The sequence below is a fragment of the Variovorax sp. EL159 genome, from assembly GCF_900100965.1.
GTDB lineage: Bacteria > Pseudomonadota > Gammaproteobacteria > Burkholderiales > Burkholderiaceae_C > Variovorax.
Genome location: NZ_FMUJ01000001.1, coordinates 772,909 through 786,831, shown reverse-complemented (window position 1 = coordinate 786,831; position 13,923 = coordinate 772,909). Strand labels below are relative to the sequence as shown.

Annotated in this window: 13 protein-coding genes; 4 read left to right on the top strand and 9 right to left on the bottom strand. The window is 68.3% G+C overall.

Annotation, left to right across the window (positions count from 1 at the left end; all coding sequences use genetic code 11):
• Nucleotides 1–79 precede the first annotated feature (79 nt).
• The 9 genes from BLQ28_RS03740 to BLQ28_RS03700 all read right to left on the bottom strand — a co-directional run bounded on the left by BLQ28_RS03740 (nt 80) and on the right by BLQ28_RS03700 (nt 9,723).
• Nucleotides 80–754 carry a DsbA family oxidoreductase gene (locus BLQ28_RS03740; protein WP_093237191.1) on the bottom strand — a complete coding sequence of 225 codons (675 nt, stop codon included), beginning with the start codon at nt 752–754 and terminating at the stop codon, nt 80–82.
• A gap of 46 nt (nt 755–800) precedes the next feature.
• Entirely contained in the window at nt 801–2,210 is a 1,410-nt protein-coding gene (locus BLQ28_RS03735; RefSeq protein ID WP_093237190.1) for an MFS transporter, read from the bottom strand.
• A 34-nt stretch (nt 2,211–2,244) separates the two neighbouring features.
• Nucleotides 2,245–4,149 (bottom strand): bifunctional sugar phosphate isomerase/epimerase/4-hydroxyphenylpyruvate dioxygenase family protein, encoded by a 1,905-nt coding sequence (locus BLQ28_RS03730; protein ID WP_093237189.1) that lies wholly within the window; start codon nt 4,147–4,149, stop codon nt 2,245–2,247.
• Between the two features lie 134 nt (nt 4,150–4,283).
• The gene (locus tag BLQ28_RS03725; protein WP_093237188.1) at nt 4,284–5,048 is read right to left on the bottom strand and encodes an alpha/beta fold hydrolase; all 765 of its coding nucleotides are present in this window, start codon (nt 5,046–5,048) and stop codon (nt 4,284–4,286) included.
• Complete coding sequence (locus BLQ28_RS03720) at nt 5,045–6,271, bottom strand: multidrug effflux MFS transporter (RefSeq protein ID WP_093237187.1); 1,227 nt, start codon at nt 6,269–6,271, stop codon at nt 5,045–5,047. Before BLQ28_RS03720 ends, BLQ28_RS03725 begins: the two co-directional genes overlap by 4 nt.
• Nucleotides 6,268–6,705 carry a carboxymuconolactone decarboxylase family protein gene (locus BLQ28_RS03715; RefSeq protein WP_093237186.1) on the bottom strand — a complete coding sequence of 146 codons (438 nt, stop codon included), beginning with the start codon at nt 6,703–6,705 and terminating at the stop codon, nt 6,268–6,270. Before BLQ28_RS03715 ends, BLQ28_RS03720 begins: the two co-directional genes overlap by 4 nt.
• Nucleotides 6,702–7,919 carry a 3-carboxy-cis,cis-muconate cycloisomerase gene (pcaB, locus tag BLQ28_RS03710; RefSeq protein WP_093237185.1) on the bottom strand — a complete coding sequence of 406 codons (1,218 nt, stop codon included), beginning with the start codon at nt 7,917–7,919 and terminating at the stop codon, nt 6,702–6,704. Before pcaB ends, BLQ28_RS03715 begins: the two co-directional genes overlap by 4 nt.
• Before the next feature lie 16 nt (nt 7,920–7,935).
• On the bottom strand, nt 7,936–8,769 hold the full coding sequence (locus tag BLQ28_RS03705) for a shikimate dehydrogenase family protein (RefSeq protein WP_093237184.1): 834 nt from the start codon (nt 8,767–8,769) through the stop codon (nt 7,936–7,938).
• 30 nt (nt 8,770–8,799) lie between these two features.
• A complete protein-coding gene (locus BLQ28_RS03700) occupies nt 8,800–9,723 on the bottom strand; it encodes a shikimate dehydrogenase family protein (protein ID WP_093237183.1) in 924 nt (307 codons plus the stop codon).
• A 200-nt stretch (nt 9,724–9,923) separates the two neighbouring features.
• Between BLQ28_RS03700 and BLQ28_RS03695 the strand changes: the two genes are divergently transcribed.
• From BLQ28_RS03695 to BLQ28_RS03680, 4 genes are all read left to right on the top strand, one after another.
• Nucleotides 9,924–10,709: an IclR family transcriptional regulator domain-containing protein gene (locus BLQ28_RS03695; protein ID WP_093237182.1), complete on the top strand. Its 786-nt coding sequence runs from the start codon at nt 9,924–9,926 to the stop codon at nt 10,707–10,709.
• A gap of 89 nt (nt 10,710–10,798) precedes the next feature.
• Nucleotides 10,799–11,806, top strand: a complete 1,008-nt coding sequence (locus BLQ28_RS03690) for a Bug family tripartite tricarboxylate transporter substrate binding protein (protein WP_093237181.1) — start codon at nt 10,799–10,801, stop codon at nt 11,804–11,806.
• Nucleotides 11,807–11,831: 25 nt separating this feature from the next.
• Nucleotides 11,832–12,497, top strand: a complete 666-nt coding sequence (locus BLQ28_RS03685; protein WP_093237180.1) for a response regulator — start codon at nt 11,832–11,834, stop codon at nt 12,495–12,497.
• A complete protein-coding gene (locus tag BLQ28_RS03680) occupies nt 12,498–13,916 on the top strand; it encodes a sensor histidine kinase (protein ID WP_256327155.1) in 1,419 nt (472 codons plus the stop codon).
• The last annotated feature ends 7 nt before the right edge of the window (nt 13,917–13,923 follow it).

Sequence of the window (13,923 nt, the reverse complement as noted above, 5' to 3'; positions counted from 1 at the left end):
AACCACCGTGCAGTGCTCCACGTTGACGCTCTTTACGTTCGTAACGGCGAGCAAAGTTGCTGCCGTTTTCAGCGCCTGGTCAGGCCGTGGACAGGGTCGATGGTGCAGCGCCGGCGATCTGCCGCAGTGCACGCTCGAACACCTCGACCGGCTGGCCACCGGAGATGAGGTGCTGGTCGTTGATGATGATCGCGGGCACCGAGTGGATGCCGGCGTCGGTGTACATGCGTTCGCGCTCGCGGGTCTCGGCCGCGAACTCGTCGCTTGCCAGAATCTCGCGGGCGCGTGCCGCGTCGAGCCCGGCCTCGGTGGCGGCGCGCACCAGCACTTCGGTGTCCGAAGGGTTCTGGCTGTCGGTGAAGTAGGCCTTCAGCAGCAGCTTCTTCAGCGCCGCCTGCTTGGCGGGGCTTTCAAGCTCGGCCCAATGCAGCAGGCGATGCGCGTTGAAGGTGTTGTACACACGGGGTCGGCCTTCGGCGCTGAACTCGAAGCCCACGGCCGCGCCGCGCTGGCGGATCATCTCGCGCGACTGCGCCTGCTGTTCGCGCGAGGAGCCGTACTTCTGGTTCAGGTGCTCGAAGGTGTCCTGGCCTTCGGGCGGCATCTGCGGGTTCAGCTCGAAAGGCTGGAAGTGCAGCTCTACCGACACATCCGGCGCAACCCGCTGGATGGCCGTTTCGAGCGAACTCAGGCCAACGGCGCACCAGGGGCAAGACACATCGGAGACGAAATCGATCTTCAGGTGGGAGGTCATGGCGCCATTCTTCACGGCGCCACAAGCCTTTGCGCCGGCAAGGTTTTCAGGCAGAGGCCTTGGCCATGCGGGCATTGACCAGCGTCTGCTCGCGCAGGCGGTCGTACTCCTGCTTGTCGACCGGCACGGCATCGGGCTTGCCCAGGTCGTTCATGCGGATGCGGTAGGTCTCACGTGCGCTCATGGCTGCCAGGGCCGCGAGCACGGTCACCGCGAAGGTGATCGCACCGACGGTGAACCACACGTTGGTCGAGCCCGGAGGCGCCACGGCGGCGAACAGCGCAGGCAGCAGCGCGGTGATGGTGGTGCCGACGTTCTGCGAGATGGCCATGGCCGACACGCGGTTGCGGGTGCGGAACAGCTCGGGGTAGAAGCTCGGGAAGGTCGCGTTGTAGCCCTGGTAGACGATGCCCCACATCAGCAGCGACATGGCAATGGCCAGCGGCACGTTGCGGATGCTGATGGCATACAGGTACACGAAGGACAGCAGGCCCGAAGCCAGCGCGCCCACGATGATCGGCGGACGGCGGCCGATGCGGTCCGACAGGTTGCCCACGTACGGGATCACCAGCACGGCGAGGATGTTGCCGAGCACCGGAATCCACAGGTACACGTCTTTCTGGAAACCGATGCCGTAGGCGGCCTGCACGGCATAGGCCGCGCCGAACACGGTGGCCACCACCGGAATGACGTTCATCAGCGCCATGCAGACCACGCGCAGCATGTCGGCCCAGCTGTCGGTAAAGGCCTGCACGATCGGCGCCTTGGCCACTTCGCCCTTCTTGTCGACTTCGGCAAAAGCCGGCGTTTCATCGACCTCGCGGCGGATGATGTAGCCGGCCACGATGACCAGGAAGCTCAGCAGGAACGGAATGCGCCAGCCCCACGAGTTGAAGGCCTCTTCGGGCATGTAGTGCGCCAGCGGCAGGAAGACGGCGGCCGCCAGGATCTGGCCGGCCTGCACGCCCTGCAGCGTGAAGCTCGCGAAGAAGCCGCGACGCCCGAAGGGTGCGTGCTCAAGAATCATCGAGCTGGCGCCCGAGATTTCGCCGGCCACTGCAAAGCCTTGCACGAGGCGCAGCAGCACCAGCAGCACGGGGGCCAGCAGGCCGACCTGATCGTAGGTCGGCAGCAGGCCGACGGCCACGGTCGAGAAACCCATCAGGAACATGCACAGCACCAGCACCTGCTTGCGCCCGTGCGTGTCGCCCCAGTGGCCGAGCACGAAGGCGCCGATGGGGCGTGCCACATAGCCCACGCCATAGGTCGCGAGCGACGCGATGATGGCGGTCTTGGGGTCGCCCTTGGGAAAGAAGATCTGCGGAAAGATCAGCGCCGCGGCGGTGGCGTAGATGAAGAAGTCGTAGTACTCCAGCGCCGAGCCGATCCAGCCGCTTGCCGCGGCCTTCTTCGACTGGTGCCTGCCTTGCGGCTCATGGGCTGTGGTGTTGGCCATGTGTTGTGTCTCCAGTGTTGACGAAAAAAATCAATCAGTCCTGCGCTTGCGAAGCCATGCGCGCCGGTGCGTTGAGGGCACCGTAGGCGTCGTAGGCACCGACGCGCTGCGCGACCTCGAAGAACAGTCCCCCCTCGAAGCTCTCGGTATAGGTATGCAGGTAGTCGCCGGCCGGCGAGCGGTCGAACAGCACGCCCGCCGCGCGCATGCGCGCCAGCAGCTCGGGCGCGATGTCGATGCGCGTCGCAAGGTCGTCGTAGTAGTTGTCGGAGATGGGCACGAAGCGCGTGCCGTTGGCGCGCAGCTTCGCGACCGAATCGAAGATGTCTTCGCAGCTCAGCGCAATGTGGTGCACCGCGCCGCCGCCCGTCACGCTCAGCGTGCGCGCGGTGCGGGTACGCTGGCTCAGCGACACGTTGAGCACGAGGCGCAGGCGCCGGTCTGCGTTGGCCACGCCACGGCTGCGGATGAGGCCGAAGGGGTCGGCCAGCTCCAGGCTTTCGCCGGGCTCCAGGCCGAGCACGGCGCGCGTGAACAGCACCCAGGTGTCGAGCTGGTCGAGCGCCAGGCCGAGTGCCACGTGGTCGATGCGCAGCGGGCCGGCGTCGTTGGCCGCATCGCCCGCCCCGTCTTCTTCGAGGATGAAGTCGGCCTCGTACAGGCCGTTCGGGCCCAGCGCCTCGGGCACGAAGTGAATGAGGTTGCCGCCCGGCGCCACGACGGCCGGCACGCGCATCTCGTTCGGGCCGACCGGGCTGTCGTGCCTCTGCGAGCGCATGGCGGTGGCACGGCCCACGGCTGCGAGCGGGTCGGCGCAGCGCACGCCCAGCGCGCAGACCGAGGTGCCATGCGCGTCGAAGCGGTTGCGTGCAAAAGAGTCGGGCTGCGCGTTGACGATGAGGTTTGTCTCGCCCTGCCGGTACAGCGTCACGGCCTTGGAGCGGTGCTGCCCGACGCGGCGAAAGCCCAGTTGCCGCAGCAGCGTGCCCAGCGTTTGGGCCGAAGCCTCGTCGGCCGCGAACTCGATGAACGACAGGCCCGAGAGCGCAGGCACCGCCGGCGGATGGAACAGTTCGACGCGCAGCGGCTGCGCCGGTGCCTTCGTCGAAGCTGAAGCTGAAGCCAGCCGCTGCCGCGTTTCGCTTTCGAGATAAAGCAGCGAGCGCATCGCATCGACGGCGGTGCGGCGGTTGGGCGTCTCGCGAAAGATGTCGTTGAAGATTTCCAGCGACAGCGGCCCGGTGTAGCCCGCCAGCAGCACCTTCTCGAAGAAGCCGACCACGTCGAAATCGCCCTGCCCCGGGAACGAGCGGTGGTGGCGCGCCCACTGCAGCACGTCCATGGACAGCAGCGGCGCATCGGCCATCTGCAAGAAGAAGATCTTGTCGCCCGGAATGTCGACGATGCCCGCCGGATCGTCTTTCAGCGAGAGCGTGTGAAAGCTGTCGAGGATCAGCCCCAGGTGCGCGTGGTTCGCCCTCTTCACGATGTTCCAGGCCTGGCCATAGCGCGAGGTGTGGCGGCCCCAGGCCAGCGCCTCGAAGCCCACGCGCAGGTTGCGGCGCGCGGCGCGCTCGGCCAGCTCATGCAGTTGCGCGGCGGCCAGCGCCGGGTCGTTGATGGCCAGCGGCGAGGTGTTGGAGCAGCACAGCACCATCGGCGCGCCCATGGCTTCCATCAGGTCGAACTTGCGCTCGGCGCGCTCCAGGCTGCGGCGGAACTGCGGCTCGGGCATGCCTTCGAAATCGCGGAAGGGCTGGTAGAGGTCGATGGCCAGGCCCAGGTCGGCAGCGATGCGGCGCAGCTCGGTGGCGGTGCCCTTGAAGTTGATGAAGTCGGCCTCGAACAGCTCGATGCCATCGAAGCCCGCGGCCGCGACGGCTTCGAGTTTCTGGCGAAGGGTGCCGCTGAGCGACACGGTGGCGATGGAGCGATGCATGGGGGTGGACTTTAGGAACACCCGGGCCGCGCCACAATCAATTCAAGGCGCTTATGATCGATTATCGAACGCAATCGTCCATTATTCGAACGAAATACGGGATACACCTAGGGTCGGTACCCCGCTCGCCAGCCTCAAAGGCTGCGCCAGAAATCGATCAGCAGCTGTGTGAACTCTGCCGGCCGCTCGACCGCGCTCAGGTGCGCCGCGTCGATGGTGGCCAGGCGCGCGCCCGGAATGGCCGTGGCCATGGCCTGCGACATGGCCATCGGCGTGGCCTCGTCTTGCAAGCCGCCGATCACCAGCGTGGGCACGGCGATGCGGTGGTTGCTGTCGCGAAAGTCGATGGCCGCCACGGCGTTGCAGCTCTCGATGTAGCCCTGCGCGTCGGTGTGCACCAGCACGTCGTGCAGCTTCTTCGCCGCGATGGCGCCTTCGGGCCTGGCGGCATAGGCCGGTGTGAGCCAGCGCGCCACGGCGCCGGGTGCGATGGCGGCCACGCCCTTGGCGTTGACCGTCTCGGCGCGCGCACGCCAGGGGCTCTGGTCGGGGTAGTGGGCGGCCGAGTTGGCGATCACCATGGTCTTGAGCAGCTCGGGGTGCCGCACCGCGAGCGCCTGCGCGGTCATGCCGCCCATCGACAGGCCGACGAAGTGCACGGGCTCGCCGTCCGCCTCGCGCGCGATGAGGTCGGCCGCGTCCTGCGCCAGCGTCTCGATGCGCAGCGCACCAGGCACCACCTCGGACGCGCCATGGTTGCGGTGGTCGTAGCGGATCACCGTGTGGGCGCGCGCCAGCTGGGCGGCCACGCCGTCCCACATGTGGAGATCGCAACCGAGTGCATGGCTGAGCACGACGATCGGGCCATCGCCCTCGCGAACGACATTCAAACGGGTCATGGTGAGCTTTCCTTTATCGGATGTTGATGAAGACGCGGCAGCCACAAAAACGCAATGGCCATCAGCACGCTGCCTGCCAGCAGCATCGGCACGACCATCGGCCAGGCGCCACGGGAGAAATCTGCATCGACGAAACGCGCGGCCAGTTGCCCCACGCAGAAGGCGACCATCATCATGCCGAAGCCCGACCACGACACGGCCCGCCCCGCCAGATGCGGCAGGTCGCCCACCGCACCCGCCTGCCCGCAGGGCTGGTGGATGCCGTGGCCCAGGCAGTACACGGCATGGCCGAAGAGCAGGGGCACGGCGCTCAGCGGCATCAGCCAGCAGCCCAACGCCTGGATGACGGCGCCTGTCAGGCTCAGCGAGGCGCCGAGCCGCACCGTGCGCACCGGCCCGAAGCGGCGCAGCAGGCTGCGGCACATGGTGGTGCTGAAGATGTAGACCAGCGAGCCGCCGGCCGGAATCCAGCCATACATGGCGGGCGACCAGCCGAGGTAGCCGATGTAGACCATGGGCGACAGCAGCAGGAAGCAGAACAGCCCGCCATAGGTGGCGGCCGCCACCGAGGCCCAGGCGCGGAACGAACGGCTGGCGAACACGGCGCGCGTGCTGCCGCGCGGCGCGGACGATTCGCCATTGGCCAGCGGCTTGCGCGTTTCGCCGAACGAACGCCAGCACAGCGCGAACAGCAGCAGCGAGTAGACCGCCATCGCGACCATCACCCAGCGCCACCCCGCGCCCTGCACCAGCCACGCACCCAGCAGCGGCGCCACCAGCCCGACCATGCCCAGGCCCGTGAGGCCGCGCGCCATGACGTGCGGGCCTTCGTGCGCCGGATAGAGATCGCGCACCGCCGCGCGCGAGCACACGAGGATGGCCGCCATCGAAAAGCCCTGCAGCGTGCGCCAGCCGGCGAGCACCGCCACGCTGCCCGCGAAGGCACCGCCGAAGGCCGCGATCACATAGCAGGCGAGCCCGGCCAGCAACACGGGCCTGCGGCCGAAACGGTCGGCGAGCGGGCCGCACAGCAACTGCGCAAAGCCGAAGGCCAGCACGAACAGCGTGAGGCTGGTGCTGGCCGAACCCAGCTCCTTCGCGATGGCGGGGAGCGCGGGCAGGTAGCTGTCGGTGGCCACCGGTTGTGCTGCCAGCAGCAGCGGCAGCAGCAAGGTAAAGCTGACGTCGAAGCGGCCCTTCTTCGGGGCGACCGGCGCGTTCACCGCGCCGGGGACGGGGCTGGTGCCGCGGGCAGCAGGCCCTTCTCGCGCAGGATGTTGGTGGCAATGCCGAAGGCATGGTTGGCCACCGGCACGCCGCAGTAGATGGCGGCCATCATGATGACTTCCTTGATGTCTTCGGGCGTGAGGCGCGACTCGGGCGGGCCGTCGAGCGCGGCGCGCACGTGCATCGCGAACTCTTCGTACGCGTGGATGCCCAGCATCATCGACAGCACCATGTAGCGGCGCGTCTTGTCGCCCAGCGCAGGGCGGCCCCAGATGTCGTTCCACGCGTGGCGCGTGATCAGTTCCTGGAACTCGGCGTTGAATTCGTTGCGGTTGGCCAGCGACTTGTCGACCCAGGCATCGCCGAGCACGCGGCGGCGGTTGAGCAGGCCGTCTTCGTAGTCGTTGCGCGGGGTTTCGGGGGCGGTCATTGAGAGAGTTCCTTGTTGTTTTCCGAGAGCTTGGCTTGCAGCGCTTTCACTTCTGCGAGCGCGATGTGGCCGGCGTTGGCGGCGAGCGCGGGGTCGAACCATTCGTCGGCCGCGTCGCGCGGCAGCTCGGCGCGCAGGCGGTCGATGTTGGCGCGCATGCGCACCGCATCGACCTGCAGGCCGGGCAATGCGCCGGCCATGGCGCGCACGCTGCCGTGCGCCGACATCAACAGTTGCGGCCATTCGGCCAGCTCGGCCTGCCATGCGCCGAGCGCGCGTTCGTGCTGCTGCGGCATGGCGCCGAGCAAGGCGGCCACGCGCTGCGGTGCGCGGTGCGCGGCGGCAATGGCGACCATCGAGGCCACCGGGTTGCGCTTGTGCGGCATCGCCGACGAGCCGCCACGGCCGGGCTCGCTGGGCTCGGCGACTTCGGCGACTTCGTACTGGCCGAGCAGCGCGATGTCGACCGCGATCTTGCCGAGACTGCCGGTGACGAGGCCCAGCTCGCAGCCGAGCGCGACCCATTCGTCGCGCTGCGTGTGCCACGTGGCGCCGGGGTCGCCCAGGCCCAGTTCCTTGGCCATGCGCTGGCGCACGGCCGCGCCCTGCCCCTTCATCTGCGCCAGCGTGCCGACGGCACCGCCAAGCTGCAGTTGCAGCGCGTGCTTCGCCGCGTCGCGCAGGCGGATGCGGCTGCGCACCAGCGGCGCAGCCCAGCCCGCGCACTTGAAGCCGAAGCTGGTGACCGAGGCCGGCTGCATCAGCGTGCGCGCGAGCATCGGCGTTTCGGCGTGCGTGGTGGCCAGGCGCAGCAAGGCGTCGGCGGCCTTGGCCAGATCGGTCTCGATGAGCGCCACCGCCTCGCGCGTGACCAGCGCCATCGCGCTGTCGATCACGTCCTGGCTGGTGCTGCCGAAGTGCACGAAGGGCACGGCGTCGGCATTGAAGAGGCCCACGGCTTCGCGCAGCGCCTTGACCAGCGGGATCGCAACGCTGCCCGCGCGGCCGCTTTCGCGAACGATCTTGGCCACGTCGAACAGCTCGACCTTGCAGCTGCCGACGATCGAATGCGCGGCGCTTTCGGGGATCAGCCCCTCGGCGGATTGCGCACGCGCGAGCGCGGCCTCGAAGCGCAGCATCGCGTCGACGAAGGCGCGGTCGCTGAAGGCGCCGAGCGTTTCGGATGTGGAAAGAAAACCTTCAAAAATACTCATGCGGTGACCTGAACTTTCAATACTTCAATTGGGCCACGGCGCGCAATTCCTCCGGGGACGCTGTGCCAAAACCGAAGAACTCGAGGTACGCCGGAATCATCTCGAAGAGCATGTCGGTGCCGACCTGCACCTGGCAGCCCTTGGCCTTGGCGGCCTGCAGCAGCGGCGTGTATTCGGTCTTCATCACGACCTCGCCGACGAAGGTGTCGGGGCTGATGCGGTCCACGTCGAAGGGCAGCGGGTCGCCCTCCTTCATGCCGAGCGGCGTGGCGTTGACGACCACGTCGAAGCCGGCTGGGTCTTTCGAGCCCGTGGCCACTTTCATCTGCGGATAGTTTTCGCGCAGGCGTGCGGCCAGCGCGTTCGCCGATGCATCGCTCATGTCGAACAGCATCAGCTCGGCCGCGCCGGCCGCCGCGATCGATGCCGCGATGGCCGAGCCCACGCCGCCAGTGCCCGACACCAGCACGCGCGTGCCCTTGAACAGCCGCCCCTTGCGCTCCACGCCACGCACGAAGCCCGCGCCGTCGAACTGGTCGCCCAGCAGCGTGCCGTCGGGCCGCTTGAGGATGGCGTTGCAGGCGCCCGCGACACGCGCGGTCGGCGTCACTTCGTCCACCAGCGCCATCGTCGTGACCTTGTGCGGCATGGTGACCAGCGCGCCGCGGAGGTTCGAGAACCTGAAGATCTGCGGCAGCGAGGCCGCGTAGTCCTCGGGCTTCACGCCCATCGGCACCACCACCGCGTCGATGCCCTGCTTGTCGAACCAGGGGTTGTAGATCATCGGCGCCTTGAAGGCCTCGGTCGGATAGCCGAGGTGGGCGATGAGCGTTGTCTTGCCGGAAATCATGGGAGTCGTTTCAACAATGAAGGAATAGGTTCAGGCGACGTTGGCCGAGTGATATCGGATCGGCTGTGCGATCTCGCCGTGCATGGCGGGCGGATAGACGATCTCGCGCAGGAAGTTCGCATCGGCCCGCAAGGCCGTGGCCGCATCGGCATGGCCGAAGTAGCGCAGGTAGTGCGGCATCTGCTGGATCAGCATCTCGAAGCCGGCCTGCGCATGCAGCCCGCGTGCCCAGGCCGCGCGCACCAGCGGCGTGGGCTGGTTGCGCAGAAGAATGTCGAACAGCGCCGCATGGCTGTCCATGCGCGCCACGTCGAGCGGCAGCGCATCGCCTTCGACCAGCCCGAGCGGCGTGGCGTTGATCACGAGGTCGTAGCCCTCGGGCGCGTTGCTGTCGACCGCGACCACGGTCGCATCGAAGAAGGCATCGAGCTTGGCGGCCACGCCGGCGGCCTTGCCGGCCGCGCTGTCGTGGAAGGCGATGTATTCCGCGCCATTCACCGTGCCGCCCTCGGCCAGCGCCACGCCGATGGCCGCGGCGCTCACGCCCGCGCCAAGGATCAGCACGCGCTTGCCGCGAAAGGGAATGTTGCAGTGGTCGAGCGCGCCGATGAGGCCTTCGCCGTCGAACAGGTCGCCTTCGAGCTGGTCGCCCTCGGTGCGGCGCACCACGTTGACCGAGCCCGCCACCCGCCCGAACAAGCCGCAGCCATCGAGCAGATCGACCACCAGCGGCTTGTGCGGTGGCGCGATCACCATGCCGCGCACGTTGCGCGCCAGAAAGGCCGACTTGAAGAACACCGCGAAGTCGCGCACCGGCACCTGCATGGGCAGCAGCACGGCGTCGATGCCGAAACGCTCGAAGGTGGCGTTGAACATGCGCGGCAGCCGCACGTTGCGGACCGGATCGCCCGGGATCAGATACGCCTGGGTGCTGCCGCTGATGGAATGGCTCATGTGCATGCTTTCCGTTCGTCAATCGCTCTTTGAGAGGCCGGATGCCGAGCTTTATAGTCTCATCCCCTCTTCCATGCAGCCTTGGATTTGTCAAAACGTTCGATCATCGATCTGAAAAAATCGACAATCGTTCAAACCAAGGGTTTTCACCGTCACCCGATGCACTTTCAAAACCGGCCGCCGCAGGCACACTTCGCCCCATGAGCAAGGACGATTCGACACCGCCCGCCGGGCTGGACAAGCGCGACTGGATCGCCGGGCTGGAGCGCGGCGTGAGCATCATCGAGGCCTTCGACGACGCCAACCCGCGCCTCACCGCCAGCCAGGCCGGCCAGCGCACGAACATGACGCGCACCGCCGCGCGGCGCTACCTGCTGACCTTGCAGCACATGGGCTACGTGGCGAGCGACGGCAAACTCTTCTGGCTCACGCCCCGCGTGCTGCGCCTGGGCCGCTCGTACCTGGAGTCGGCCCGCCTGCCGCGCGTGGTGCAGCCCTTTCTGCAGCGCGTGGCGGCCGGCACCAACGAGATCGCCTACCTCAGCGTGATGGACGGCGACGAGGTGATCTACATCGCCCGCAACGGCCCCAACCGCAGCATGAGCACCGGCTACGTGCTGGGTGCGCGCGTGCCGGCGCAGGTGACGGCCTCGGGCATGCTGATGCTGGCCCTGCGCAGCGACGCGGAGCTGAACGAATGGCTGGCGACGCGACAGCTCACCGTGTTCACCTCGCACACCATCGCCAGCATGGAGCGAATGAAGCTCGAGCTGGCACGCATCCGCGCGCAGGGCTGGGCGTTGTCGGAGCAGCAGCTCGACCTGAACTCGCGCGGGATCGCGGTGCCGCTGCGCGACCGGCACGGCACGCTGGTCGGCGCACTGAACATCACGATGCCGATGGGGCATGAAAGTTCGGAAGACGCCGTGGCGCGCGTGCTGCCGGTGCTGCGCGAGACGGCGCAGGCGATGCGCAACCTGATCTGAAAGCCGGCAGGCTCGACTGACAGCATTCCGACAGCATCCGCCGGGCAGGATGCGCGCTTTCAATCCAAAAGCGCTGGAGACAAAGCCCCATGTCCGACCTCTTTTCGAACGACGCCCGCCTGAACCGCCGCCACTGGCTGCAAGCCGGCGGCGCCCTCTCCCTGGGCGGCCTGCTGCCTTCCATCGCTTCGGCGCAAGACACCTGGCCGAGCAAGTCGATCCGCTTCGTCGTGCCTTTCGCGCCCGGCGGCAGCTCCGAAATCGTTGCGCGCTCGACGGCCGCCGAACTCTCGCGCACCTTGGGCCAGAGCGTGTTCGTCGACAACAAGCCGGGTGCGGCCGGCAACATCGCGATGAGCGAGGTGGCGCGCAGCACCGACCAGCACACGATCGTCCTCGGCCACATCGGCACGCTGGCGGTCAACCCGTACATCTTTGCCAAGCTGCCCTACGACGCCAACAAGGATTTCAAGCCCGTGAGCCTGCTGGCCAAGGTGCCCAGCCTGTACGTGGTGCACCCGGACGTGCCGGCGAAGAACCTCAAGGAGTTCATCGCCTACGCCAAGTCGAAGCCGGGCAAGCTGAGCTACGGCTCCGCCGGCAACGGCAGCGCCGGCCACCTGGCCTTCGAGTACCTGAAGATGACGGCCGACGTGTTCATGCTGCACGTGCCCTACCGCGGCACCGGCCCGATGGTGACCGACCTGCTCTCGGGCCGGCTCGACGCCTCGGCCATCGGCGCGGCGGCGATCATTCCCTTCATCAAGGCCGGCAAGGTGCGCTGCATTGCCACCGGCTCGACCAAGCGGCTGCCGCAGTTGCCCGACGTGCCGACGGTGGCCGAGCAAGGCTTCCCCGGCTTCGAGATGACGCAGTGGTACGGCATGCTGGCGCCGGCCAATTTCGCGCCGGCCAACCTGGCCAAGCTCTCGGCCGAGACGATGAAGGCGGTGAAGTCGCCCGACTCGATGCAGCGGCTGACGGGCGACGCGGCCGAAGCTGTCGGCAGCACGCCCGAGCAGTTCGCGCAGTTCATTGCTGCCGAGCAGGCGCGCTGGCAGAAAGTCATCGCAAGGGCAAACATCAAGCCTGATTGAGCGTTTCACGTTCTAGCATCGCGCCATGCGCATCCTGCTGGCCGAAGACGAACACACCCTGGGCACCTGGCTCTGCAAGGCGCTGGAGCATGCGGGCATCCAGGTCGAGTGGGTGGACGACGGCCGGCTGGCCGACCGGGCATTGCAGCAGCGCGACCACGATGCGCTGGTGCTCGACCTGGGCCTGCCCGGGCTCGATGGCCACACGGTGCTGCAGCGCCTGCGCGAGCGCGACCAGCGGCTGCCGGCGCTGATCCTCACGGCGCGCGATTCGGTGAACGAGCGCGTCGCCTCGCTCAACGCGGGTGCCGACGACTTCCTGGCCAAGCCCTTTGCGCTGGCCGAGTTGGAGGCGCGCCTGCATGCGCTGGTGCGTCGCGCGCGGGGCATCGAGCATCCGCGCCTGGCGTGCGGCCCGCTGGTGTACGACGGCGCGCGCCGGCACTTCACGCTGAACGGCGAAGCACTCGCCCTGTCGCCGCGCGAGCTGGCGGTGCTGCGCGTGCTGGTGCAGCGCAGTGGCGAGCCGCTGTCGAAGCAGCAGATCCTGGAGCGGGTGTTTTCCGACGACGAAGAAGTGCACCCCGAGGCGGTCGAGGTGTTTGTCTACCGGCTGCGCAAGCGGCTGGACGGCAGCGGCGTGCGCATCGTCACGCTGCGCGGGCTCGGCTACGTGCTGGAAGCCGACTGAGTGAGCGTCTTGCCACGCCTGCGTGAACGGTTGCGGCGCGCAAGCCTGTGGCAGCGGCTCGCGCTGCTGCTGTTCCCCGCCCTGCTGGTGGTGACGGGCCTGGAGCTGTGGATGACGCGGCACAACGCGCTGGCGGCCGCCAACGCGGCCTACGACCGCTCGCTGCTGGGCGCACTCAAGTCCATCGACGCCAACATTTCGACCGCCTCGGGCGGCCTCTCGGTCGAGCTGCCGTACACGATGTTCGAGTTCTTCGAGCTGACGGCCAGCGGGCAGGTGTTCTTTCGGGTCGCGACCTCCGACGGGCTGGTCGAGCTGGGCAGCGCCGACCTGCCCGCGCCGCCCACCGCGCTGGCGATGGGCGTGCCGACCTTCTACGACGCCACCTACTTCGGCGAGGCCGTGCGGCTGGCCGCCTACCGGCGCGACCTCGACCGCGCACCGGCCGGCAGCACCGGGCGCAGCGTGCTGATCCAGGTGGGCGAGAGCACGCGCTCGCGGCAGGAGTTCAGCGCGCGCTTCGTGCGCAGCGCGGCCCTGCGCGACGGGCTGGTGCTGGCGATGCTGCTGTGCGGCACGGCGATTGCGCTGGCGGCGGCGCTGCGGCCGTTGTCGCGGCTGGCGCGCGAGGTGCAGGCGCGCACGCCCGACGACCTGACGCGCATCGCCGAGGCCGACCTGCCGGCCGAGGTGCGGCCACTGGTGGCGGCGGTCAACCAGCAGATGTCGCGCACGCAAGACCTGGTGACGCAGCAGCGCCAGTTTCTGGACGATGCCTCGCACCAGCTGCGCACGCACCTGACCACGCTGCAGATGCAGGCCGACTACGCCCGGCGCGAGCAAGACCCGGCGCAGGTGCAGCTCGCGCTCGACGCGCTGGGCACCGAGATCGGCCGCGCCACGCGCAGCGCGCAACAGCTGCTGGCGCTCGGCCGCAGCGACACGGTGTCGGTCGAGCCTGCCGAGACCGATCTCGCGGCGCTGCTGCGCGAAGTGGCGGTCGACCTGCTGCCGCTGGCGCGCGCCAAACGCATCGACCTGGGCATCCACTCGCCCGCGCCGGAGTTCCTGGCAGTGGCCGACCGCAGTCTGATGCGCGAGGCCCTGAGCAACCTCGTGACGAACGCCATCGCGTACACGCCGGCCGAAGGCACGATCACGCTCTTTGCCGCGGGCGATGCGGCCGGCTGGAGCCTCAACGTCGAAGACGACGGGCCCGGCCTTAGCGAAGAAGAACGTGCCGCGCTCGGCCAGCGCTTTCGGCGCGGCGCGCGTGCGGGCAAGGGCGGCTTCGGGCTCGGGCTGGCCATTGCGCGGTCCATCGCGCAGCGGCACCGAGGCGAGGTGCGGCTCGAACCGCGCGAGACGGGCACGGGCCTGCATGCGATCATCTGGTGGCCTCGCCCTGCCGCTGCCTGAGCGGCAC